The organism is Arthrobacter sp. B3I9, assembly GCF_030816935.1.
Taxonomy (GTDB): Bacteria; Actinomycetota; Actinomycetes; order Actinomycetales; family Micrococcaceae; genus Arthrobacter.
This window is the reverse complement of sequence record NZ_JAUSYO010000001.1, coordinates 3,203,743-3,226,476: the sequence shown is the minus strand read 5'-3', so window position 1 is coordinate 3,226,476 and position 22,734 is coordinate 3,203,743. Positions and strand designations below refer to the sequence as shown.

Here is a 22,734-nt window from a genome sequence, read left to right as displayed (position 1 = left end):
TCCTAATGACGTTATCGGCGCATACGGCTGTAGGGAACCTACAATTTTCCCCTTATCCTGTCCGCCGGGCGCTTTTGTTACCCGCGAGTAACATCGGTCGGCTAGAGTGTGCCCATGACTTCAAGCAACGACGCTTCGGACGCCGCCGCAGGGCCCTACAAGGCCGCCGGTTCCCTTGAGGGCCGCACCATTCTCATCTCCGGAGGCAGCCGGGGCATCGGTCTGGCCATCGCCACCCGGGCAGCGCGGGACGGCGCCAACATCGTCCTGCTGGCCAAGACGGGGCAACCGCACGCCAAGCTGGAAGGCACCGTCTACACCGCCGCGGAACAGATCGAAGCAGCAGGCGGCAAAGCGCTGCCGCTGGTCGGCGATGTGCGCAACGACGACGACGTTGCGGGCGCTGTTGCCGCCGCCGTCGAACGCTTCGGCGGGATCGACGTCGTTATCAACAACGCCTCCGCAATCGACCTCTCCAAGACCGACGCCGTGGACATGAAGCGTTACGACCTCATGCAGGACATCAACGTGCGCGGCACCTTCCTGCTCTCGAAGCTCGCCCTGCCCACGCTGCGCGAGTCCCGCGCCGGGCACATCCTCACGTTGTCCCCGCCGCTGAACCTGGACCCGAAATGGGCGGGCCTGCACTTGGCCTACACCATGGCGAAGTACGGCATGAGCCTCACCACGCTGGGCCTGGCTGAAGAGCTCAAAGGTGACGGGATCAGCGTGAACTCGCTGTGGCCCTGCACCCTGATCGATACTGCTGCGATCCGGAACATGCCCGGCGGCGAGAAGATCGTCCGCGGAGCCCGGGGTCCGCAGATCATGGCCGATGCGGCGCACGCCGTGCTGACGGGGGCTAATGCCACCCCGGACACAGGCAGCCGGAGCGGAAACTTCTACACCGATGAACAGGTCCTGGCCGCCGCGGGCGTCACGGACTTTACGCCGTACAGCCTCGGCGCCCCGGAAGGCCGCCTTGTCCCTGACATTTTCCTTTGAGTTCTGCGCTGCCATGCCTCATCCGGGCCGCCGCACCGGAGCCCCCGGGGCCGTTCCTCGGTAGGATTCAACCATGGAAGCCGCCCAGGAAACACCGGACCGCCCACCGCTGGACCTCGCCGCCCTGCGCGACGAGTCATTCCTGGCCGCCAACGGAATCCCGCAACTCGCGGTGGTGGAATCCACCGGATCCACGAACGCGGACCTGCTCCGCGCCGCCAGCGAGAATCCGGGTGCCTACCCGGACCTGACCGTACTCGCGGCCGAATACCAGACCGCCGCCCGCGGACGGCTTGACCGCCGCTGGGAAGCCCCTGCACGCAGCTCTGTGTCCGTTTCCCTGGTCCTCCGGCCGGTCAACGCCGACGGCCGCCCGCTGCCGACCCAGAGCTATTCCTGGCTCTCGCTGCTCTCGGCGCTTGCCCTGCGCGAGGTGCTGCTGGAGACGGCAGGCCTTCCGGCGGAACTCAAATGGCCCAACGATGTCCTGGTGCGCGGCCGCAAGATTGCCGGGATTCTCGCCCAGCTCGGGCCGCTGGAGGGCAGCACTGTCCCGCCGGTGGTGCTCGGCACCGGACTCAACGTCTCGCTCACCACCGCCGAGCTTCCTGTTCCCACCGCCACCTCCGTCTCGCTGGAGCACCCTGCCACCGCAGACCGGACCGAACTTCTGAAGAGCTATCTCACGCGCTTCGCGACGTTGTACCGCAACTTCTGCAACGCCGACGGCGACCCGACCGCCGGCATGGCCGGCGGCCACTCGCTGCACAAGCGGGTCGAAGCCGTGCTCACCACGCTCGGCAAGCAGGTGCGCGCCCATCTGCCCGGTGACCAGGAGATCATCGGCCATGCCTCGCGCTTGGACGAGTACGGCTCCCTGATGGTGGTCGACTCCGGAGGCCACGAGCACGTCATAACGGCCGGGGACGTGGTCCACCTGCGGCCCTGGACGCCGCCCCAAGACGAGTCGGCCGGCACCGGCGGGCAGCCCGCCGGCCCCGAAAGCGGTTATGCGTAAAGAGCTTCTCCCGGGCGAGCAAGTGATTGCGGTCACCCGGCCCCAGCCGCGGAGGCTGATCGTCCCGGCGCTGTTGTTCATTGCTGTTCCGGCCGTGGCTGCCTATGCCTGCGCCTGGATCGTCAAAGGCGGCCCGGCCAAGCTGGTCCCGCTGATCAGGCCGGAGTGGACGGTCTGGCTGCTGGGCGCCTGCGTGGCGCTCGCATTGTGGGTACTCCTTGGCTACTGCCTGCCGCGGGCCCTGGCCTGGCACGCCACCCGCTACACGCTGACGAGCCAGCGCGTCGTTGCCCGTTACGGCATGTTACGGCGGCGGGATCAACAGGTTTACTTGGCAGCCGTCCGAAATGTAGAGGTCCGGCAGTCGTTGCTCCAACGGGTATTGCGGTCGGGGAATATATCCTTGGATACCGGGTACCCCGCCAGCACGGTGGTGCCTGACGTCCCGGAGGCCGCGACGTTTCGAACTTTCATACTCGAGGCCATGGATGAACTCCCGCGCGGCGGATTCCGGGCCGAGGGCATAACGCACGACCCCGAGGGCAGCTGGTACGGCACCCCGGCACTGGAAGAGGAGAGAAGGTGGAAGAGATGAACGCTGAGGACGTCCACCAGGAAACCGGGCTCCTGGCCGAGGAACCGTCGCACGTTGAAGACGCCGTCGTCGAAGCCGCCACGCTCGAAGAAGCCGTTCTCGACTCCGTCGCGGAGAGCCTGGAGCGGGACGAGGCCCACCCGGACGATGCCGTTGCCGGTCCCGCCGCCGTCGGACCGCCCACCGGGGCGATCTCCGCGGAGCGACTCGCCGTGAAGGCGCTGGAACACCGCCTGCTCGGCGGGGAACGCAAGCTCCGCCGTCGTGAAGTCGCCGCCGGCGCCGGCCTGTCCGTGCTCTCCGCCCGGAAACTCTGGCGCGCCCTGGGCTTTCCCAACCTCGGCGATGAGGACGTCGCCTTCACCGAACGCGACCAGGCCGCGCTCAACACCATCGTGGACCAGGTCAGGTCCGGAAGGCTGACCGAGGAAGCCGCCATTTCGGTGACCCGCGCCATCGGCCAGATGACGGACCGCATGGTGGTGTGGCAGATCGAGGCACTGGTCGAGGACATGGTCCACCAGCAGGGCGTTCCCGACGCGGTGGCCCGCAAGCGACTGGTCAGCGAACTGCCTTCGCTGGTGGACGCGCTGGAGGAAATGCTGGTCTACTCCTGGCGCCGGCAGCTCAACGCCGGCGTCCAGCGGCTGGCCGTGCGGGCCGAGGCCGGCCTCCAGTCCAGCGAGGAAGGCCGCGAAGGGGACGAGGACGACACGCCGCTGCCCCTCGCACGGGCTGTCGGTTTCGCCGACCTGGTCTCGTACACAAGCCTGTCCCGCCGCATGAACGAAAAAACGCTCGCCCAGCTGGTGCAGCGTTTCGAAAACAAGTGCGCCGAAATCATCTCGGTCGGCGGCGGCCGGCTGGTCAAGACGGTGGGCGACGAAGTCCTCTACATCGCCGAGACGCCCGCGGCGGGCGCCGAGATCTCGCTGGCCCTCTGCCAGGCGTTCACCGAGGACGAGATCCTGCCGCAGGCCCGCGTCGCCATGGTGTGGGGACGCATCCTGTCCCGGCTGGGGGACATCTACGGCCCGACCGTCAACCTGGCGGCCCGGCTGACCTCATTGGCGGATCCCGGAACGGTCCTGGTTGATTCGGTCACCGCCGACGCCCTGGAGCAGGATGAACGCTTCATCCTCCTCCCGCGGCCTGCCGAAGACGTCCGCGGCTTCGGCGAGATCCTTCCGGTGGAACTGCAGCGCGGCCGCGGCCGGGGCCTGGTCCTGGACTGACCCAATCCGGACCGCGAGCCCGGGCCGCAGCGGTCCTGCCGCCCGCGAGTTCGGGGCCTGATCCTGTCCGACCCAGTACAGTGGACAGCGGCCCGATCCCGGGTAGTATCCCCGTAACGCAGCCTTCTACCTAGGACAGGCATGAAACCACAACCGGCCACCGTTCCCTCCGCCGCTGACCTGCGGCTCGACGTCGGCCACGGTACCGACCGCGGGCTGCGCCGGGAGATGAACGAGGATTCCTACATCGCCGCCGATCCGGTCTTCGCGGTGGCCGACGGCATGGGAGGGCACGAGGCCGGAGAGATCGCCAGCGGCATCTGCGTGCGTACCCTCGCCGAGATGCCGCAGCTGGCAAGCGGCGCGCGCGACGCCACGGCCGGCGCCGTGCAGGAGTACCTGCTGGCCGCCGATGAAACAATCCGGGAGGCCACCGGGTCTCGGGCAGGAACAACTCTCTCAGGCGTGGTGCTGGTGGAGCAGCTCGGGATGCCGTACTGGCTGGTCCTGAACATCGGGGACTCCCGAACCTACCGGTTCAGCCGCGGCGGCCTGACCCAGATCAGCGTGGACCATTCCGAAGTGCAGGAACTGGTGGACGCGGGCCAGATCAGCAGGCGCGAGGCCGCGGTGCACCCGCGCCGCCACGTGGTCACGCGTGCCCTGGGCACGGGGTATGAGACCGAGGCCGACTACTGGCTGGTCCCGGTCGAGGAGGGGGACCGGATCCTGGTCTGCTCCGACGGGCTGAACGGCGAGCTGGACGACGAGCAGATCGCGGACATCCTTGCCACCGAGGCCGACCCGCAGGCGGCCGTCGACGAACTCATCCAGGCGGCCCTGCGCAGCGGCGGACGGGACAACGTCACGTGCATCGTGGTGGACGCCACCAACGTCCCGGACGGCAGTGCTGTCCGGACGGCCACCTCGACGGTTGCCGCTGACCACATCGCAGGCGCGGACGAAACCGCTGCCGCACGGACCGATGTGCTTGACGTCGGCCCGGACGGTGAGCTTCGCTCCAACAGCTGAGCGTGGGACCGCCGTCGGCCCTATGACCGTGCCCCGCGCTGACCGGACAATGTCGGTGATCTAGGGCAGGATAGGTCTGTGAGCACAGGGAACACTAAAACCGACGCCCAAAGCCCCGCCGCCGAGCTGGTCCCCTCCGGGGCCGTGCGCGCCGAATACGAGGACCTCGTTGAACAGGTCCGCCGGCACCGCTTCGCGTACTACCAGGAGGACGCCCCGACAATCTCGGACGCGGAGTTCGACGCGCTCTTCCGGCGCCTGGAGACCCTCGAGGCACTGCACCCCGAACTTGTCTCCAACGATTCGCCCACCCAGGAGGTGGGCGGCGAGGTGTCCGCGGCCTTTGCCGCCGTCGAGCACCTGCAGCGCATGTACAGCCTCGAGGACGTCTTTTCGCTCGACGAGCTGGAGGCCTGGATCGCCAAGGCCGAGGCCGGCATCGCCCGGCTCGGGAACGGGGCGCCGGCCTGGCTGACCGAGCTCAAAATCGACGGGCTGGCCGTCAACCTGCTCTACCGCGACGGCGTTCTGGTCCGGGCAGCCACCCGCGGCGACGGCACAACGGGCGAGGACATCACGCACAACGTCCTGACCATCAAGGAAATCCCGCAGCAGCTCAGCGGCGCGGGCTTCCCGGCCGAGATGGAGGTCCGCGGCGAGGTCTTCATCCCCTCCAAGGCCTTCGCGGAATTCAACGACGCCCTCATCGCGGCCGGCAAGGCTCCGCTGGCCAATCCGCGCAACGCCGCCGCCGGTTCGCTGCGCCAGAAGGACCCCGCCGAGACCGCAAAGCGGCCGCTGCGGATGTACGTGCACGGCATCGGCGCCCGCGAAGGCCTCGACACCGCCAGCCAGTCCGACACCTACCGCCAGCTCGCCGAGTGGGGACTGCCCACCAGCCCCTATGTCGAGGTCCTGCCGGGGCTGAAGGAGGTGCTGGAGTTCATCCGGCGCTACGGGGACAAACGCCACAGCCTCGCCCACGAGATCGACGGCATCGTGGTTAAGGTCGACGACTTCGCTACCCAGCGTGCACTGGGCTACACCACCCGCGTCCCGCGCTGGGCGGTGGCCTACAAGTACCCGCCGGAGGAAGTCCAGACCAAGCTGCTGGACATCGCCGTCAACGTGGGCCGCACCGGCCGCGTCACGCCCTTCGGCGTGATGGAGCCGGTCAAGGTGGCCGGCTCCACGGTGGAAATGGCCACGCTGCACAACCAGGAAGTGGTCAAGGCCAAAGGCGTCAAGATCGGCGACGTCGTGGTGCTGCGCAAGGCCGGGGACGTCATCCCGGAGATCGTGGGCCCGGTCCTCGCCCTCCGCGACCAGCAGGACCCGCCGGTCCGGGACTTCGTGATGCCCACCGAATGCCCCTTCTGCGGCACACCCCTGGCCCCGGCGAAAGAAGGGGACGTGGACATCCGCTGCCCCAATTCCCGTTCCTGCCCGGCGCAGCTGCGCGAACGCGTGTTCCACCTTGCTGGCCGCGGGGCCTTCGACATCGAGGCCCTGGGCTGGGAAGCCGCCATCGCCCTCACGCAGCCGACGGAGCCGGAGACCCCGCCGCTGACCACCGAGGCCACGTTGTTCCGGTTGAAGCCCGAGGACCTCGCCGACGTTAAGATCCGGCGCGAAAAGCGCACCAAGGGCGTGCCGACCGGCGAGTTCGAACTGGTGCCGTACTTCTACAGCAAGGGCACGGCCAAGTCCCCGTCCAAGCCGACGGCGACCACCGAAAAACTTTTCCGGGAACTGGAAAAGGCGAAGACCCAGCCGCTGTGGCGCGTCCTGGTGGCGCTGTCCATCCGGCACGTCGGCCCGCGGGCCTCCCGTGCGCTTGCAACCGCGTTCGGGACCATGACCGCCATCCGGCAGGCATCCGAGGAGGAACTGGCGCACGTCGACGGCGTCGGCCCGGTCATCGCCCAGGCACTCACCGAGTGGTTCGCGGAGGACTGGCACCGCGAGATCGTGGACAGCTGGGCCGCCGACGGCGTCCGGATGGAGGACGAACGCGACGCCTCCATGCCCCGGACCCTGGAGGGGCTCACGATCGTGGTCACCGGAAGCCTCGAGGGCTTCAGCCGGGATGAGGCGAAAGAGGCCATCCTGGTCCGCGGCGGCAAGGCCGCCGGCTCGGTCTCCAAGAAGACGGACTACCTTGTGGCCGGTGAGAACGCCGGCACCAAGATGGACAAGGCCGAACAGCTGGGCGTGCCGGTCCTGGACGAGGACGGCTTCCGCGCCCTGCTGGCCAGTGGCCCGGCCGGCGGCACCGGCACGGTTGCCGGGCCGTCCGGGGCGGCGGAGCCGGAGGACGACGCAGACGGCGCCGGCGAGGACGACGGCGAGGACCACCAGGAAGTGCTTTCGGTATGAGTGCTGCCCGGGGTGATGCCCGTGGCGATGCGGCGTCCGGCCCGGAGCCGGGCGCCCTGCTGGAGCTGGCCCGGGCCGCGGCGGCGGCCGGCGCGGCAGTCCTTGCCGGCCGGAACGCGGCCCAACTCGGCGCCAGCAACAAGGGCGACCCGGGGGACTGGGTGACAGCGTTCGACCTCGCCGCGGAGAAAGCCGTCCGCGGCGTGCTGAACTCCGCCCGGCCGCGGGACACCATCACCGGCGAAGAGGGCGGCACCGTGCTGCCGGATTCGGCGAGCGGCTACCGCTGGTCCGTTGATCCGCTGGACGGCACCACCAACTTCATCCGCAACATTGTCTACTACGGCACCTCGGTGGCGGTGGCGGATCCCGACGGCGCCTGGCTGGCCGGCGTCGTTAATGCGCCTGCGCTGGGGCGGACGTACTACGCCTCCCGCGGCGGCGGAGCCTGGCTTGAGGAGAACGGCCGGCAGACGCAGCTGTTCGGGCCGGTGCCCGGCCGCCACGGGCAGATCCTCGCCACCGGTTTCAACTACGATCCGGGTGTCCGTGCCGAACAGGCGGAGGGCCTGGGCCTCCTGATGGATGGCTTCGCCGACGTCCGCCGGCTCGGCTCCGCTGCCCTGGACCTCTGCCTCGTCGCGGACGGCACCATTGATGCCTTCGGCGAACGCGGCCTCAACGAGCACGACTTCGCCGCCGGAGCCCTGATCGCGGAGGAGGCAGGCTGCTGGGTGCGCCGCCCCCGCCTCACCAGCCCGCTGGCCGGCGGCCCGTCCGACGAGGAACGCCTGGCGGCCTGGACCTGCGCCGGCGGCCTGGAGTTTTCGGGCAAATTCCCGCTCTGAGAGCCCGTACCATTGACAGGTGCCTTCGCAGATCCGTATCCGACCCGCAGTTCCCGCTGACTTCGACGCGATTGCGCGCATCACCCGGGACGCCTATCTGGCCGCGGGCTACTTCGAGGACGCCGAGCACCCGTACATGCGGCAGATCCAAGACGTCGCCAAGCGCGCCGCGAAGGCGACGATCTGGGTGGCGGAGCGGGACAGCACGGTGGTGGGGTCCGTGACGCTTGCCGTCGCCGGCGAGCCGTACGCGGACATCGCCCGCAGCGACGAACTGGAATTCCGCATGCTCGTGGTGGATCCCGCCGTCCAACGCAGCGGCGCCGGAATGGCCATGGTCCGCGCCATCCTCGACCACGCCAGGGCGCTGCCCGGAATCCGCGCCGTAGCCCTCACCACGGGCATGACCTGGGAAAGTGCGCACGGCCTGTACCGGAAAACCGGGTTTGTCCGGGTTCCGGAACGCGACTGGCTGGTGCCCGATACGGACATCAGGCTGCTTGTGTACCGCCAGGAGCTGTAAGGCAGCGTGGGGTAGTGTTTTGAACACCTGATCCGCCCGATCAAGAGGCCCACCCTGGAGGTTCCATGGCACCGCACGTCCCCGGTTCGATCGACGCAAAGCTCCTCGGACTCTACCTGTCGGACCATCTGACCGGCTCGACCGCCGGAGTGTCCCGGATCCAGCGGATGGCCGAAGCCCACGCCGACACCCCCTTCTCGGCCGACATTGCCCGCGTCAGCGCGGAACTCCAGCGTGAGCGGGACCAGCTCCAGGGCCTGATAAAGGACCTGGGCCTGCGGCAGCGGCCCTACCGGCAGGCTGCGGCATGGGTGGCGGAACGCGCCGGGCGCCTGAAGCTCAACGGCCGGATCCTCCGGCGTTCCCCGATGACCTTGGTGCTGGAGACGGAGCTGATGCGGGGCGCGATCCTGGGAAAGCTGGGTGGCTGGCAGACCCTCGAGGAGCTGGCTCCCGAGCTCGGGCTGGATCCGGCCGTCTTCCAGAAACTCGGCGAGGACGCCCGGAGCCAGATTGAGGCGCTGAGCCGCGTCCACGAACATGCTCGCCGCAATGCCTTCCGCCACCGCGGGGACATCACCGCCTAGCCGCAGCCGGGCACGCGCCCTAGCCGCCCGCGCCGGCCGGCAGCCCGTACCGGTGCTCGGGCCGTCCGGTGGCGCCGTAGCGCAGCTGGATATCGACGGCGCCGTCGTCCGCCAATGACGACAGGTACCGTTGCGCGGTCGCCCGGGACACGCCCACCCGCGTGGCGACCTCGGCCGCCGAATACTGTTCCCCTGGTTCCAGTGATTCGAGCACGGCCGCCTCGGTAGCGGACCGTGGCTTGGCCGAGGCGATGACGTCCCCCGGGATCAGCGCGCGCTTGGCCCGCTCCACCGTGTCCTGGGTGACGGACCCGGGCTGGGCCAGGATCCGCCGGTAGCGGGCATAGGACCGGAGCTGCTGCGAGAGGGACTCGGCCGTGAACGGCTTGAGCAGGTAGCCGAGCGCGCCGCGCCGGAACGCGAGCCGGAGGGACGCCGTGTCCGAGGCGGCGCTGAGGATCATGGTGTCCACATCCAGCTGGTGCAGCAGGTCCAGTCCCGACGCGTCCGGCAGGTACACGTCCAGCAGGATCAGGTCCGGCCGCAGGCTGTGGATGGCCTGCAGCGCCAGGGAGGCCGATCCGGCCGGCGGCAGCGCCAGGAAGCCGGCCACCGAATCCACGTAGGCTGCGTGCAGCTTGGCGACGTGGAAATCATCGTCCACAATCAGCACCCGGAAATCCTCAGGCATCGCTATCCTTCCCGTTCAATGTCGTTCCCGGCAGGGTCGCCATGAAAACGGCGCCCGGCCCGCCGGGGGAGCCCCGGTCCAGCACCCGCACGTCGCCGCCGCGGCGGCGCGCTAGCTGCCGCGCCAGAGCCAGCCCCAGGCCCTGCCCGGCGCCGGCGCGGACAGGGCGGTCCGACGTCGTGAAGCCCTCCGTGAACACCTCATCCCCGTCCACCGCTCCGGCCGGCAGGCCGTCACCTGAGTCTCCGACGACGATGTGCAGGGTTCCGGGTCCGGCGCCCGTACCGGGTTCGTCGAGGACCTCCACCTCCACCCACCGCTCGGCGGCGGAGCCGGCGACGGCGGCGTTCACCGCATTGTCGATGAGGTTTCCAAGGACGGTGGTAACTTCCTGCGGCTCGATGACCTGGCCGCGGACCAGGGTTTCCGGGCCCAGACGCAGGCTCACGCCGCGCTCGTCGGCCTCGACGCCCTTGGCGCCGAGGAAGGCCTGGAGGTAGGGATCCTGGAGCAGCTCGGCCTGGTCCACCGGGAACTTCAGCGGCCCGGTCGCCGCCAGCCGGGCCACGTACTCGCGGGCCTGCTGGTGCTGGCCGATGCTCATGAACCCGGCGATCGTGTGCAGCTGGTTGGCGAACTCGTGGCGCTGGGCCCGCAGTGCGGTGGACATGGTGCCGACGGCGTCGAGCTGCTGGGTGAGCTGCTGGAGCTCGGTGCGGTCCCGGAGCATGACCACCCAGCCGAGGTCCTCCCGGCCGTGCAGCGCCTTGCGCGCGCTCGCCACCAGGACCCGGCCGCCGGCCACGAATTCCACCGCGTCCCCCTCGGCGGCGTCGGCGCTGGTGAGGGCCCGCAGCTGGGCCGGGACCTGGGCCGCGTCCCATGGTGCGCCGGCCAAGTCAGGCAGGTCCAGGAGCCGCTGGGCCGCGGCGTTGAAGACGCTGATCCGGCCGTCGGCGGCGATCCCGATGACGCCGTCGTCCACGCCTTGCAGCACGGCTACCTGGTCATGCACCAGGGTGCTGATCTCCTCCGGCTCGAGGCCCAGCGTGAGCCGTTGCAGGCGGCGCCGCAGCAGGAAGGAGCCAAGCACTCCGGCGAGCAGGGCTCCGGCGGCGGTAAGGGCGATCGGGATGATGTCCCGGGCCAGGCTCTGGCCGATGGTTTCCGTGGAGTAGCCCACGCTGACTTCACCGATCACCGCCTGCGAGCCCGGCGCGAACACGGGGACCTTGGCGCCGGCCGACGGTCCCAGCGTGCCGGTGTTCCGGGTGGTGACCTCCTTGCCCGCAAGGGCCTCCGAGGGGTCGGTGCTGACGCGTTCGCCCAGGCGGTCGGCGTCGGGGTGGGCCAGGCGCAGGCCGGTCTCGTCCGTGATGACAACGAACAGCGCTCCGGTCCGGGTGCGGGCACCCTCGGCCGCGGCCATCAGGGGGCCGGTGAGGAGTTCGGCGGCCGGCGGGGTGCCGGGCTGTGCGCTGATTTGCTGCACGTCCGCCCGCACCGCGGGATCGGAGGCTACGGTCCGTGCCAGCGTCAGCGCCTGGCTCTCGGCCTCGCGGCCCAGCCTGTCGTAGGTTAGCCAGGCATGGACGGCCGCGCTGAGGAGGACGGCGAGGGCCACGACACCCAGCTGCAGCAGGAGGGTCTGGGTGGAAAAACGCAGGGGAGTCCGGCCGGTTGAACGCCGGCGGGCTAAGCGCTGCACGGCGGTCCTCCTTGGGTGTGAGCTAAATGAGCAGAATGCTCCCAATAAGCAGTATGCCAATCAATTGAGCCAAAGGCACTGCCGTGACCGGGGCCACTCTAACGTCTGTAGTACGCATCACACCGGGGTGGTGCCAAACACAATAAGGAGCCGGCCGTGCTGGTATTACTAGGATTCGCCATGATCGCGGTATTCATGGTGCTGATCATGACGAAGAAGTTGACGCCAGTGCTGGCGCTGATCATCGTCCCCACAATTTTCGGGCTTTTCGCCGGTGCTGGTCTCGGCATCGGACCCATGGTCATGGACTCCATGAAGTCGATGACGTCCACGGCAGCCCTGCTGATGTTCGCCATCATCTACTTCGGCCTGATGATCGACGTCGGGCTCTTCGACCCCCTGGTCCGTTTCATCCTGCGCAAGCTCGGCAATGACCCCGCCAAGGTAGTCGTCGGCACGGCGATCCTCGCAGCGGCGGTCTCCCTGGACGGCGACGGCTCCACCACCTTCATCCTCACCACCGCGGCCATGCTGCCGGTATACCTGCGCCTCAAGATGAGCCCCGTAGTCCTGACCTGCGTGGCGGGCCTCGCCAACGGCACCATGAACATTCTCCCGTGGGGCGGCCCCACAGCACGTGCGGCAACCGCGCTGAAGCTCGACGTCAACGATGTCTTCGTTCCGATGGTCCCGTCCCTCATCGCAGGGCTCGTCGTCGTGCTGGTCTTCTCCTGGCTGCTCGGCCTGCAGGAACGCAACCGCCTCCGCACCGTCGCACCGGAAATCTGGGGCGACGGCGGCACCTTCGAGGGCGGCACGTTCGACGGCGGATCAGCGCCCACCGGCGGCACCGGCCGCCGCGCTTCCGGAGGCAAGGGTTCCACTCCTCCGGCCGGACTCCCCACGGGCGGCGGCTCCGTTGCAGTCCTGGAACGCACTGAAGTCCTCGTCGATGACCACGACACGGCCATGGCGGACACTGCGCTGGACCCCAACCGCAAGACCCTTCGTCCCAAGCTGTTCTGGTTCAACCTCGGCCTGACGGTTGCCGTCATGGGAACGCTCGTTGCCAACATCATTCCGCTCCCGTTCGTCTTCATGGTCGGTTCCGCCATCGCCCTGCTGGTCAACTTCCCCAAGGTCAAGGAGCAGGGTGCCCAGCTGATCGCCCACGCACCGTCCATCGTCGCCGTCGTCAGCATGGTGATGGCCGCCGCCGTCCTCACCGGTGTCCTCAACGGCACGGGCATGGTCAAGGCAATGTCGGAATGGCTCGTCCAGATCATCCCCGCTGACATGGGCCCGTTCATGGCCATCATCACCGGCGTCCTGAGCATCCCGATGACGTTCTTCATGAGCAACGACGCCTTCTACTTCGGCGTCCTGCCGGTCCTCAGCGAAACGGCTGCCCACTACGGCGTCAGCGCCGCCGACATGGCCCGGGCTTCCATCACCGGACAGCCATTCCACCTGCAGAGCCCGCTGGTTCCGGCCATCCTGCTCCTGGTCTCCCTCGCCAACGTGGACCTCGGCGACCACCACAAGAAGGTCCTCTGGCGCACCGGCGTCATCTCCCTGGTCATGCTGGCCGTAGGAGTCCTGACCGGAGCCATCGGCATCGGCTAACCACCCCGCGAATAACTACGAGACTGCAGGGTGCGGAAGATTTTCCGCACCCTGCAGTCTCGTTTGCGTGAGGGAGGCGCGACGGTGACGGGACGGACATCCGGAAGCGTGCGTCTAAGCGAGGAACGAGCGAGCACGCGGAGGATCGTCCGGCCCGGCGCCGGACAGTAACAACAGTTCAACCCACGTAGACTGGGACGGAAAATAATCCGAACCTTGCAGGGGAGATCCATGGCTGCGATCAACCGCGACGACGTCGCGCATCTCGCGCAACTCGCGCACATCGAGATGAGTGCCGAAGAGCTGGACAGGATGGCCGGCGAACTCGCCGTCATCGTCGATTCGGTGAAGTCCGTCAGTGAGGCCGCCGGTGTTGACGTCCCGGCCACGTCCCACCCGATTCCGCTGACCAATGTGTTCCGCGACGACGTCGTGGGCCACACCTTCACGGCCGAACAGGCGCTCTCCGGCGCTCCCGATGCACACGAAGGCCGCTTCAAGGTCCCGGCAATCCTGGACGAGGACTAAGAACATGACTGAAACGAACTCCGAACTGATCCGCTCCTCCGCCGCCGCGCTCGCAGACAAGCTCGCTGCCCGCGAAGTGTCCGCCGTCGAGGTCACCCAGGCCCACCTGGACCGCATTGCCGCCGTCGACGGCCAGGTCCATGCCTTCCTGCACGTCAACACCGACGAGGCGCTGGCCGTCGCCGCCGAGGTTGACGCCATCCGCGCCGCCGGCGGTGCTGCCGCCGAGGAACTGCACGCCCTCGCCGGGGTGCCGATTGCCGTCAAGGACCTGATCGTGACCGTCGGCCAGCCCACCACGGCCGGTTCGAAGATCCTCGAGGGCTGGCACAGCCCCTACGACGCCACGGTGGTTAAGCGCCTGCGCGCCGCACGGATGCCGATCCTGGGCAAGACCAACCTGGACGAATTCGCGATGGGCTCCTCCACCGAGCACTCCGCCTTCGGCCCCACCCACAACCCCTGGGACCTGGACCGCATCCCCGGCGGCTCCGGCGGCGGCTCCGCAGCCGCCGTCGCCGCCTTCGAGGCGCCGCTGGCCCTCGGCACCGACACCGGCGGTTCCATCCGCCAGCCCGGCGCCGTCACCGGCACCGTCGGCGTCAAGCCCACCTACGGCGGCGTCTCCCGCTACGGCGCGATTGCGATGGCCTCCTCGCTCGACCAGATCGGCCCGGTCTCCCGCACGGTGCTTGACTCGGCCCTGCTGCACCAGGTCATCGGCGGCCACGACCCGCACGATTCAACCTCGCTGCCGGACCCGCTGGACGACCTTGTGGCCGCCGCCCGGACCGGCAACGTGGACGGCATGAAGATCGGCATCATCAAGGAGCTCCACGGCGAGGGCTACCAGGCCGGCGTCGAGAACCGCTTCAACGAATCCCTTGAGCTGCTCAAGGCCGCGGGCGCCGAGATCGTCGAGGTTTCCTGCCCCAACTTCAAGTACGCGCTGGGTGCCTACTACCTGGTCATGCCCTCCGAGGCGTCCTCCAACCTCGCCAAGTTCGACGGCGTCCGGTACGGCCTGCGGGTCCTGCCCGAAGAGGGTCCGATGACGATCGAACGCGTCATGGGTGCCACCCGGGCCGCCGGCTTCGGCGACGAGGTCAAGCGCCGCATCATCCTGGGCACCTACGCCCTGAGCGCCGGCTACTACGACGCCTACTACGGCTCGGCCCAGAAGGTGCGCACGCTGATCCAGCGCGACTTCGACGCCGCGTTCGCGAAAGCGGACGTCCTGATCTCCCCGACTGCCCCCACCACGGCCTTCAAGCTCGGCGAGAAGCTCGACGACCCGCTGGCCATGTACCTCAACGACGTCGCCACCATCCCCGCCAACATGGCAGGCGTGCCCGGGCTGTCCCTGCCCGGCGGCCTCGCCGACGAGGACGGCCTGCCCGTCGGCATCCAGCTGCTGGCTCCGGCCCGCCAGGATGCCCGGCTGTACCGCGTCGGTGCTGTGCTCGAGTCCCTGCTCGAGGCGCAGTGGGGCGGTCCGCTCCTGGATCGTGCTCCCTCACTGACGGCCCCTTCCCTGACCGATGACGCCGTTGCAAGCCACGGAGGTTCCCACTAATGACTGACGCAACCCTGAGCTTCGAAGAGGCCATGGAGAAGTACGATCCCGTTCTTGGCTTCGAGGTCCACGTGGAGCTCAACACCAAGACCAAGATGTTCTCCTCCGCGCCCAACGTCTTCGGCGACGAGCCCAACACCAACGTCAACGAGGTGGACCTCGGCATGCCCGGCGTGCTGCCCGTGGTCAACCGGACCGCGATCGAGTCCTCCATCAAGATCGGCCTGGCGCTCAACTGCAAGATCGCCGAGAACTGCCGCTTCGCCCGGAAGAACTATTTCTACCCGGACACCCCGAAGAACTTCCAGACCTCCCAATATGACGAACCGATCGCGTACGACGGTTACCTGGACATCGAGCTCTCCGACGGCACCGTCTTCCGCGTCGAGATCGAACGCGCCCACATGGAGGAGGATGCCGGCAAGCTGACCCACATGGGCGGCGCCACCGGCCGCATCCAAGGCGCGGACTACTCGCTCGTGGACTACAACCGCTCCGGCGTGCCCCTGGTCGAAATCGTCACCAAGCCGATCGAGGGCGCCGGCAGCCGTGCCCCGGAACTGGCCAAGGCGTACGTCGCCGCGGTGCGCGAAATCGTCAAGAACCTTGGCGTCTCGGACGCCCGGATGGAACGCGGTAACGTCCGCTGCGACGCGAACGTCTCGCTCCGCCCGCACGGCCGCGAACGCTTCGGCATCCGCTCTGAGACGAAGAACGTCAACTCCTTGCGCGCCGTCGAACACGCTGTCCGCTACGAGATCCAGCGGCACGCCGCCGTGCTGGACTCCGGCGAGCCGGTCACCCAGGAAACCCGCCACTGGCACGAGGACACGCGGACCACGACGTCGGGCCGGGCCAAGTCCGACGCGGACGACTACCGCTACTTCCCGGAACCGGACCTGGTCCCGATCGTCGCGTCCCGTGAGTGGGTCGAGGAACTCCGGGCCACCCTGCCCGAACCGCCGGCCGCGCGCCGCAAGCGCCTGCAGGCCGCCTGGGGCTACTCCGAGCTCGAATTCCGCGACGTCGTCAACGCCGGCGTGATGGATGAGATCGAGGAAACCATCGCCGCCGGTGCCACCCCCACGGTGGCCCGCAAATGGTGGATGGGCGAGATTGTCGGACGCGCCAAGAACGCGGACGTCGATCCCGGCCAGCTGGGCGTCGCACCGGCCACCATCGTGGAGCTGAACAAGATGGTCGAGGACGGCAAGATCAACAACAAGATGGCCACCGAGGTGCTCGACGGCGTGCTCGCCGGCGAGGGCACCCCGGCGGAAATCGTCGAAAAGCGCGGCCTGGCCGTGGTCTCCGACGACGGACCCCTGCTGGAAGCCATCGATGCTGCCCTCGCCGCGCAGCCCGGCGTCGCGGACAAGATCCGCGGCGGCAAGATCCAGGCGATCGGTGCCATTGTCGGCGGCGTCATGAAGGCCACCCGCGGGCAGGCGGACGCCGCCCGCGTGCGCGAGCTGATCCTGGAGCGGCTCGGCGTCGAAGGCTGACTCCGCCCCTCAGGTGACCAGATCGGTCATGATGCTCTGCAGTGCTTCGCAGACCATCATGACCGATCTGCGTTTAAGGTTCTCCGGGCGGGCCAGGATGTCGATCCGGCGCCGGGTGCTGATGCCCTTGAGCGGGCGCAGCACGATCTCCGGGCCCAGCACGGGCCGCGCCGTATGCCGCGGCAGGAGGCCGATCACGTTGCCCGTCGCCACCAGCCGGGCCACCGTGGAGTAGTCGTTGATCCGGTGGACAATGTTCAGTTCGCGGCTGGAGACGGCTGCGACCGCGGACAGCACGTCCGCGGGGGAGTAGCCGGCGTGGCTGGTCACCCAGGGTTCGCCGACGACGTCGTCTGCCGTCAGCGCCCGCTGCCCGGCCAGCGGGTGGCCGGCAGGCAGCGCCACATCCAGCGGTTCATGCGCCAGCGGGATCACCGCGACGCGCTCCGCGGGCCAGCGCGGGCTGTGGTCCATCCGGTGCGCGAGGACAAGGTCGTAGCGGGCCGTCAGCGCGGGGAAGTCCTGCTGGGCCACGTCCTCGTCGGAGAGCAGGATCCTCGGCTGCCCGGGGGCTGCCAGCAGCCGGGCGAGCGGGGCGAACAGCGCCTGCCCGGCACTGTGGAAACCGCTGAGGGTCACCGGCGCATCGGGGGAGCCGTGGTAGGCGCCGATCGCCGTCCGGGCGTCAGCCATCGCGCTGACGACGGCGGCCCCGGCGTCGGCGAGCACCTGCCCGGCCTCGGTGAGGACCAGGTTGCGGCCCTCCTTCCGGGTCAGCGGAACGTCCACCGTTTTCTGCAGGGCCGCGAGCTGCTGGGACACCGCAGAGGGCGTCACGAGCAGCGTCTCGGCCACGGCCTTGACACTGCCCAGAGCCCCCAGTTCGCGGAGCATTTCAAGCTGGTGGATTTCCATGCCGCCCATTGTATTCACAAGCAAATGCTAAATCGTGGATTGAGAGAAATCCGGTTGTGCTAACGCTTTATTCCGGCTCTAATGGGGGTGAGTTGTCCCACACCGGGCTGTCCTTGAGCCCCTGGCGCGGACGGTGTAACCAAGCACAGTTAGGAACGCAATGAAGGCTCTCTACAAGGCCGGCGCCCACGCAGGATTCGAGCTGACGGACCGGCCGGAGCCTGAAGCCGGCCCGGACGAGGTCAAGATCCGTGTGATCACCACGGGCATCTGCGGCACGGACCTGCATATCCAGTCCTGGGACGCCTGGGCGCAGGGCATCATCAACGCGCCGCTGATCGCCGGCCACGAGTTCTACGGCGAGGTGGTGGAGGTCGGCGAGGACGTGCTGGACGTCAAGGTGGGGGACCGGGTTTCCGGTGAAGGCCACATCGTCTGCGGCATCTGCCGCAACTGCCGTGCGGGCCGCAAGCAGATGTGCATCCACACCGTCAGCGTCGGCGTCCAGCGCGACGGCGCCTTCGCGGAGTACGTCGTGATCCCCGAGACCAACGTCTGGGTCCACCACGATCCCTCGGTGACCCCGGAACTCGGTGCCATCTTCGATCCCTTCGGCAACGCCGTCCACACCGCCCTCAGTTTCCCGCTGGTCGGCGAGGACGTGCTGATCACCGGCGCCGGGCCCATCGGGCTGATGGCCATCGCCGTTGCCCGGCACGCCGGCGCGCGCAAGATCGCCATCACCGACGTCTCCGCCCCGCGGCTGGAACTGGCCCGCACCCTCGGCGTCGACCTCGCCATCGACGTGTCCACCACGCGCGTCAAGGACGCCCAGCGTGAACTCGGCATGCGCGAGGGGTTCGACATCGGCATGGAAATGTCCGGGCACCCCACGGCGCTGCCTGAGATGATCGACAACATGAACCACGGCGGCCGGATCGCGATGCTGGGACTGCCCAGCCAGTCGATCGACATCGACTGGGGCAAGGTTGTGACGCATATGCTGACGCTGAAGGGCATCTACGGCCGTGAGATGTTCGAGACCTGGTACGCCATGAGCGCCATGCTGTCGTCCAACCCCGTGCTGCACGCCAACATTTCCGCCGTCGTCACGGACACCCTTCCTGCGTCGGACTGGGAAAAAGGCTTCGAGATCGCCCGCGCCGGCGTGGGCGGCAAAGTCGTCCTGGACTGGACCGGTTTCTAGGCCCGTTCCGCTATCCGGCATACCGACCACACCCAGCTGAGGAGCACAACCCATGTATTCAGCCATCAAGGACCAGTTGCAGCACGAACTGGACGAGATCCGCGGCGCCGGCCTGTTCAAGACCGAGCGGCACATTGATTCCCCGCAGGCCAACCGCATCAAGGCCGGACAGATCGGCGGCAACAGCGCCGAGGTACTGAACTTCTGCGCCAACAATTACCTGGGCCTCGCGGACCACCCGGAGATCATCGCCGCCGCCAAAGCCGCGATGGACGAGCGCGGCTTCGGCATGGCCAGCGTGCGCTTCATCTGCGGCACCCAGGACCTGCACCTGGCATTGGAGGAGCGGGTCTCAAGGTTCCTCGGCACCGAGGACACCATCCTGTTCTCCAGCTGCTTCGATGCCAACGGCGGCGTGTTCGAATCGCTCTTCGGCCCGGAAGACGCCGTGATCTCGGACGCGCTGAACCACGCCTCGATCATCGACGGCATCCGCCTCTGCAAGGCCCAGCGCTTCCGCTACGCCAACCAGGACATGGCGGACCTGGAAGCGAAGCTGGTCCAGGCCACGACGCAGGAAAACCCCGCCCGCCGCGTGGTCATCGTCACGGACGGTGTCTTCTCCATGGACGGCTTCCTCGCTCCGCTCGAAGCGATCTGCGACCTCGCCGAAAAGTACGACGCCCTGGTCATGGTGGATGACTCCCACGCGGTGGGCTTCATGGGCGCCACAGGCGCCGGAACGCCTGAACATGCCGGCGTCTCGGACCGGGTGGACATCTATACCGGGACCTTCGGCAAGGCCCTCGGCGGAGCATCGGGCGGCTACGTCTCGGGCCGCGGTGAAATCGTCGCGATGCTTCGGCAGAAGGCCCGCCCGTACCTCTTCTCCAACTCGCTTGCGCCGGCCATTGTCGCCGCCACCTTGCAGGCCCTGGACCTCGTGGAGAACTCCGGCGAACTGCGCAGCAAGCTCTTCGCCAACGCCGGGCTGTTCCGGAACCGGATGGCGGAGGAAGGCTTCGAGCTGCTCCCGGGGGAGCACGCTATTGTCCCGGTCATGTTCGGTGACGCCGTGATGGCGGCCAAGGTGGCGGACGAGATGCTGCACAACGGAGTCTTCGTAACCGCCTTCAGCTACCCCGTCGTGCCCAAGGGTGCTGCCCGCATCCGGGTGCAGCTCTCCGCCGCACACAGCGCTGAAGACATCGAGGCCTGCGTGCAGGCGTTTGTCCGGAGCCGGGCCGCCGTCGCCGCGGCCGGCGCGGCCTGATCCGGCGGGCTTAGCCCGGTGGGCTTTAGCCCGGCGGGCTTAGCCGGCGGGCAGGGCCGGGGCAGGCGCGGCACGGACGTGCCGGGCGATCTGCAAGGATGTAACCATGTCAGCCCATTACGATGTCGTGATCGTCGGCGGCGGGATCGCCGGCCTGTCCCTTGCGTCCACCCTCGCGGGCAAGTGCACCGTGGCTCTTGTCGAAGCGGAGCAGACCCTGGCGTACCACACGTCGGCACGCTCGGCGCGGCAGCTGATCCCCAGCTACGGCCCCGCCGTGGTCCAGGAGCTGACCGTCCGTACCCTCGAACTCATCGCCGCGGACGACGCCGCCAGGGCCGAACCGGTGCTCAGCCCGCGCAGCTTCCTGCTGATCGGGGACGACGCCACCGTACGGGCGGAAGCCAGCGGGCATATGCGCATGATCAGCCATGCGGAGGCCCTGGAGCTTTGTCCGGTCCTGGTGCCCGAATCCTTCACCGCCGCGGGCCTGGACACGGGTTCCTTCGCCTGCGATGCCCCCCTGCTGCTCGAGGACCATCGCCGGCGCGCCGAGGCCGGCGGCGTGGACATCATCACCGGTGCCCGGGTCCACTCCGCCCAGCGCCTCGGCTCCGGCTGGGAACTCGGAGCCGGGCAGGAGGGCTTCCAGGCCGCCGTCGTGGTGAACGCCGCGGGCGCCTGGGCGGACGAATTCGCGGTCCTGAGCGGTGTGGAGAAGCTCGGACTCCAGCCCTACCGGCGCACGGCGGCGATCGTCGACGTCGAGCGCCCCCTTCCGGAGACCTGCCCGATGGTCGCGGCCGCCGATGAGAGCTTCTACTTCCGGCGCGAGGGCGACCAGGTGCTCATCTCGCCGTCCGAGTCGGTGCCGAGCGGACCCGAGGACGCGCAGCCGCACCCGGGCGATGTGGAGGCCCTGGTCGCCCGGCTCAACGGGATCACCGCGCTGGGCATCCGTGGGGTCCGCAAGGCCTGGACGGGATTGCGGACGGCAGCGGCCGACGGCGTTCCCGTCGTGGGGTTCGACGCCGAAGCCCCCGGATTCTTCTGGCTCGCCGGCCAGGGCGGGTACGGGTTCCAGACCTCATCGGGGATCGCAGAGCTGGCTGCCGGGCTGATCCTGGCCGGCCAGGGCACCGGCGGTGCCGCCGGCGGTACCGGAAACGCCACCGGAACGGGTCCGGCATCCCGGACAACAGAGGCCCTGTCCGCCACGCGCTGGTCCATCCGCCGCTGAAGAATGGACCCATGAGCACCCTCATCACCAACATCGCCGAACTGATGACCCAGGACCTCGAGCACCGCGTCCTGCAGAACGCGGCCGTGGTGGTCGACGGGGAACGGATCGCCTGGCTCGGCCCGGCCGCCGGCGCCCCGGCCGCCGATGACGTTGTTGATGCGGGCGGGCGCGCGGTCTTGCCCGGCTGGGTGGATTCCCACACGCACCTGGTCTTCGCCGGGGACCGCACGGCCGAGTTCGAGGCCCGAATGGCGGGGGAGAATTACAGCGCAGGCGGTATTGCCGTGACCACCGGCGCCACCCGAAGCACGAGCGACTTCGACCTCACCCGGCTGGCGATGGGACGGGTGGCCGAAGCCGTGGCGCAGGGCACCACCTACCTGGAAACCAAGACCGGCTACGGCCTGGACGTGGAGAACGAGGCCCGCAGCGCGCGGATTGCATCCTCGGTAGTGGACGAGGTGACCTACCTGGGTGCGCATCTGGTGCCCGCCGGAATGGATGCCGAGGAGTACACGGACCTTGTCTGCGGGCCCATGCTCGCCGCGGTCCGCCCCTACGTCCGCTGGGCCGATGTGTTCTGCGAGCGGGGAGCCTTCACTGAGGAGCAGTCCCGCCGGGTGCTGCAGGCGTGCCGTGAAGCCGGGCTGGGGCTCCGCGTCCACGGCAACCAGCTCGGCGTGGGCGCAGGGGTGCGGCTCGCCGTGGAATTCGGTGCCGCCAGCGTGGACCATGTGAATTACCTTTCCGGTGCCGACGTCGAGTCTCTCGCCGCGAGCTGGGAAGGCTGGGAGGCCGGTACCGGCGGCCGTCGCGGCACGGTGGCCACGTGCCTGCCGGCCTGCGACCTCTCCACCCGGCAGCCGCTGGCTCCGGGCAGGGAGTTGCTGGACGCCGGGGTGCAGCTGGCGCTGGCCACCAATTGCAATCCGGGCACGTCCTACACGAGTTCCATGGCGTTCTGCGTCACCACCGCCGTGCTGCAGATGCGCCTCAGCGTGCATGAGGCCGTGCGGGCCGCTACCTACGGCGGTGCGCTGGCGCTTGGGCGGGACGCCGGTAACGACGTCGACGGCGAACGCGCCGTCGGGTCGATCGCCGTCGGGCACCGCGCGGACCTGCACGTGCTCAACGCTCCTTCCGCCACGCATCTGGCCTACCGGCCCGGCATCCCGCTGACCCATGCGGTCTGGCGCGCGGGCACACGGGTCCGCTGAGGGAAAGGCTGAGCGAAATACTG

General features: G+C 68.7%; 20 protein-coding genes. 17 read left to right on the top strand and 3 right to left on the bottom strand.

Features of this window, described 5'->3' with window-relative positions:
• The first annotated feature begins 114 nt into the window (after positions 1-114).
• From QFZ65_RS15020 to QFZ65_RS14980, 9 genes are all read left to right on the top strand, one after another.
• The gene (locus tag QFZ65_RS15020) at positions 115-1,005 is read left to right on the top strand and encodes an NAD(P)-dependent oxidoreductase (RefSeq protein ID WP_306911504.1); all 891 of its coding nucleotides are present in this window, start codon (positions 115-117) and stop codon (positions 1,003-1,005) included.
• A gap of 73 nt (positions 1,006-1,078) precedes the next feature.
• The gene (locus QFZ65_RS15015) at positions 1,079-2,023 is read left to right on the top strand and encodes a biotin--[acetyl-CoA-carboxylase] ligase (protein WP_306911503.1); all 945 of its coding nucleotides are present in this window, start codon (positions 1,079-1,081) and stop codon (positions 2,021-2,023) included.
• Positions 2,016-2,618, top strand: coding sequence for a PH domain-containing protein (locus tag QFZ65_RS15010; RefSeq protein ID WP_306911502.1), 603 nt, complete (start codon positions 2,016-2,018; stop codon positions 2,616-2,618). Before QFZ65_RS15015 ends, QFZ65_RS15010 begins: the two co-directional genes overlap by 8 nt.
• Positions 2,615-3,853 carry an adenylate/guanylate cyclase domain-containing protein gene (locus tag QFZ65_RS15005; RefSeq protein ID WP_306911501.1) on the top strand — a complete coding sequence of 413 codons (1,239 nt, stop codon included), beginning with the start codon at positions 2,615-2,617 and terminating at the stop codon, positions 3,851-3,853. Before QFZ65_RS15010 ends, QFZ65_RS15005 begins: the two co-directional genes overlap by 4 nt.
• A gap of 141 nt (positions 3,854-3,994) precedes the next feature.
• A complete protein-coding gene (locus QFZ65_RS15000; protein WP_306911500.1) occupies positions 3,995-4,885 on the top strand; it encodes a PP2C family serine/threonine-protein phosphatase in 891 nt (296 codons plus the stop codon).
• A 78-nt stretch (positions 4,886-4,963) separates the two neighbouring features.
• Positions 4,964-7,264: an NAD-dependent DNA ligase LigA gene (gene ligA / locus QFZ65_RS14995; protein WP_306911499.1), complete on the top strand. Its 2,301-nt coding sequence runs from the start codon at positions 4,964-4,966 to the stop codon at positions 7,262-7,264.
• A complete protein-coding gene (locus tag QFZ65_RS14990) occupies positions 7,261-8,112 on the top strand; it encodes an inositol monophosphatase family protein (RefSeq protein ID WP_306911498.1) in 852 nt (283 codons plus the stop codon). Before ligA ends, QFZ65_RS14990 begins: the two co-directional genes overlap by 4 nt.
• 19 nt (positions 8,113-8,131) lie before the next feature.
• A complete protein-coding gene (locus QFZ65_RS14985) occupies positions 8,132-8,635 on the top strand; it encodes a GNAT family N-acetyltransferase (RefSeq protein ID WP_306911497.1) in 504 nt (167 codons plus the stop codon).
• Positions 8,636-8,700: 65 nt separating this feature from the next.
• On the top strand, positions 8,701-9,222 hold the full coding sequence (locus QFZ65_RS14980) for a hypothetical protein (RefSeq protein WP_306911496.1): 522 nt from the start codon (positions 8,701-8,703) through the stop codon (positions 9,220-9,222).
• Positions 9,223-9,241: 19 nt separating this feature from the next.
• Here QFZ65_RS14980 and QFZ65_RS14975 read toward each other — a convergent pair whose 3' ends face one another.
• Positions 9,242-9,913, bottom strand: a complete 672-nt coding sequence (locus tag QFZ65_RS14975) for a response regulator (protein ID WP_306911495.1) — start codon at positions 9,911-9,913, stop codon at positions 9,242-9,244.
• The gene (locus tag QFZ65_RS14970) at positions 9,906-11,621 is read right to left on the bottom strand and encodes a sensor histidine kinase (RefSeq protein ID WP_306911494.1); all 1,716 of its coding nucleotides are present in this window, start codon (positions 11,619-11,621) and stop codon (positions 9,906-9,908) included. Before QFZ65_RS14970 ends, QFZ65_RS14975 begins: the two co-directional genes overlap by 8 nt.
• A gap of 156 nt (positions 11,622-11,777) precedes the next feature.
• Here QFZ65_RS14970 and QFZ65_RS14965 point away from each other — a divergent pair, with 156 nt between their 5' ends.
• The 4 genes from QFZ65_RS14965 (at position 11,778) to gatB (ending at position 16,856) form a co-directional block, all read left to right on the top strand.
• Positions 11,778-13,247 (top strand): CitMHS family transporter, encoded by a 1,470-nt coding sequence (locus QFZ65_RS14965; protein ID WP_306911493.1) that lies wholly within the window; start codon positions 11,778-11,780, stop codon positions 13,245-13,247.
• Between the two features lie 231 nt (positions 13,248-13,478).
• Positions 13,479-13,775, top strand: a complete 297-nt coding sequence (gene gatC / locus QFZ65_RS14960; protein WP_306911492.1) for an Asp-tRNA(Asn)/Glu-tRNA(Gln) amidotransferase subunit GatC — start codon at positions 13,479-13,481, stop codon at positions 13,773-13,775.
• A gap of 4 nt (positions 13,776-13,779) precedes the next feature.
• A complete protein-coding gene (gatA, locus tag QFZ65_RS14955) occupies positions 13,780-15,351 on the top strand; it encodes an Asp-tRNA(Asn)/Glu-tRNA(Gln) amidotransferase subunit GatA (RefSeq protein ID WP_306911491.1) in 1,572 nt (523 codons plus the stop codon).
• Positions 15,351-16,856, top strand: coding sequence for an Asp-tRNA(Asn)/Glu-tRNA(Gln) amidotransferase subunit GatB (gatB, locus tag QFZ65_RS14950; protein WP_306911490.1), 1,506 nt, complete (start codon positions 15,351-15,353; stop codon positions 16,854-16,856). The genes gatA and gatB overlap by 1 nt, the downstream gene beginning before the upstream one ends.
• A gap of 9 nt (positions 16,857-16,865) precedes the next feature.
• Here the strand turns inward: gatB and QFZ65_RS14945 are convergent, their stop codons facing one another.
• Positions 16,866-17,771, bottom strand: a complete 906-nt coding sequence (locus QFZ65_RS14945) for a LysR family transcriptional regulator (protein ID WP_306911489.1) — start codon at positions 17,769-17,771, stop codon at positions 16,866-16,868.
• A gap of 160 nt (positions 17,772-17,931) precedes the next feature.
• Between QFZ65_RS14945 and tdh the strand changes: the two genes are divergently transcribed.
• From tdh to hutI, 4 genes are all read left to right on the top strand, one after another.
• Positions 17,932-18,978, top strand: coding sequence for an L-threonine 3-dehydrogenase (tdh, locus tag QFZ65_RS14940; RefSeq protein ID WP_306911488.1), 1,047 nt, complete (start codon positions 17,932-17,934; stop codon positions 18,976-18,978).
• 52 nt (positions 18,979-19,030) lie between these two features.
• Positions 19,031-20,251, top strand: coding sequence for a glycine C-acetyltransferase (locus QFZ65_RS14935; RefSeq protein WP_306911487.1), 1,221 nt, complete (start codon positions 19,031-19,033; stop codon positions 20,249-20,251).
• A gap of 106 nt (positions 20,252-20,357) precedes the next feature.
• Positions 20,358-21,491, top strand: a complete 1,134-nt coding sequence (locus tag QFZ65_RS14930) for an FAD-binding oxidoreductase (RefSeq protein WP_306911486.1) — start codon at positions 20,358-20,360, stop codon at positions 21,489-21,491.
• 11 nt (positions 21,492-21,502) lie between these two features.
• Positions 21,503-22,711 (top strand): imidazolonepropionase, encoded by a 1,209-nt coding sequence (gene hutI, locus QFZ65_RS14925; protein WP_306911485.1) that lies wholly within the window; start codon positions 21,503-21,505, stop codon positions 22,709-22,711.
• Positions 22,712-22,734 lie beyond the last annotated feature (23 nt).

Excerpts from the sequence above, each read along its gene's own strand:
- QFZ65_RS15015 (WP_306911503.1), top strand. The coding sequence starts at position 1,079 with ATGGAAGCCGCCCAGGAAACACCGGACCGCCCACCGCTGGACCTCGCC.
- tdh (WP_306911488.1), top strand. The coding sequence starts at position 17,932 with ATGAAGGCTCTCTACAAGGCCGGCGCCCACGCAGGATTCGAGCTGACG.
- QFZ65_RS15005 (WP_306911501.1), top strand. The coding sequence starts at position 2,615 with ATGAACGCTGAGGACGTCCACCAGGAAACCGGGCTCCTGGCCGAGGAA.
- QFZ65_RS14945 (WP_306911489.1), bottom strand. The coding sequence starts at position 17,771 with ATGGAAATCCACCAGCTTGAAATGCTCCGCGAACTGGGGGCTCTGGGC.
- QFZ65_RS14980 (WP_306911496.1), top strand. The coding sequence starts at position 8,701 with ATGGCACCGCACGTCCCCGGTTCGATCGACGCAAAGCTCCTCGGACTC.
- gatA (WP_306911491.1), top strand. The coding sequence starts at position 13,780 with ATGACTGAAACGAACTCCGAACTGATCCGCTCCTCCGCCGCCGCGCTC.
- QFZ65_RS15000 (WP_306911500.1), top strand. The coding sequence starts at position 3,995 with ATGAAACCACAACCGGCCACCGTTCCCTCCGCCGCTGACCTGCGGCTC.
- QFZ65_RS15020 (WP_306911504.1), top strand. The coding sequence starts at position 115 with ATGACTTCAAGCAACGACGCTTCGGACGCCGCCGCAGGGCCCTACAAG.
- QFZ65_RS14975 (WP_306911495.1), bottom strand. The coding sequence starts at position 9,913 with ATGCCTGAGGATTTCCGGGTGCTGATTGTGGACGATGATTTCCACGTC.
- QFZ65_RS15010 (WP_306911502.1), top strand. The coding sequence starts at position 2,016 with ATGCGTAAAGAGCTTCTCCCGGGCGAGCAAGTGATTGCGGTCACCCGG.
- gatC (WP_306911492.1), top strand. The coding sequence starts at position 13,479 with ATGGCTGCGATCAACCGCGACGACGTCGCGCATCTCGCGCAACTCGCG.
- QFZ65_RS14935 (WP_306911487.1), top strand. The coding sequence starts at position 19,031 with ATGTATTCAGCCATCAAGGACCAGTTGCAGCACGAACTGGACGAGATC.
- QFZ65_RS14930 (WP_306911486.1), top strand. The coding sequence starts at position 20,358 with ATGTCAGCCCATTACGATGTCGTGATCGTCGGCGGCGGGATCGCCGGC.
- gatB (WP_306911490.1), top strand. The coding sequence starts at position 15,351 with ATGACTGACGCAACCCTGAGCTTCGAAGAGGCCATGGAGAAGTACGAT.
- QFZ65_RS14990 (WP_306911498.1), top strand. The coding sequence starts at position 7,261 with ATGAGTGCTGCCCGGGGTGATGCCCGTGGCGATGCGGCGTCCGGCCCG.
- hutI (WP_306911485.1), top strand. The coding sequence starts at position 21,503 with ATGAGCACCCTCATCACCAACATCGCCGAACTGATGACCCAGGACCTC.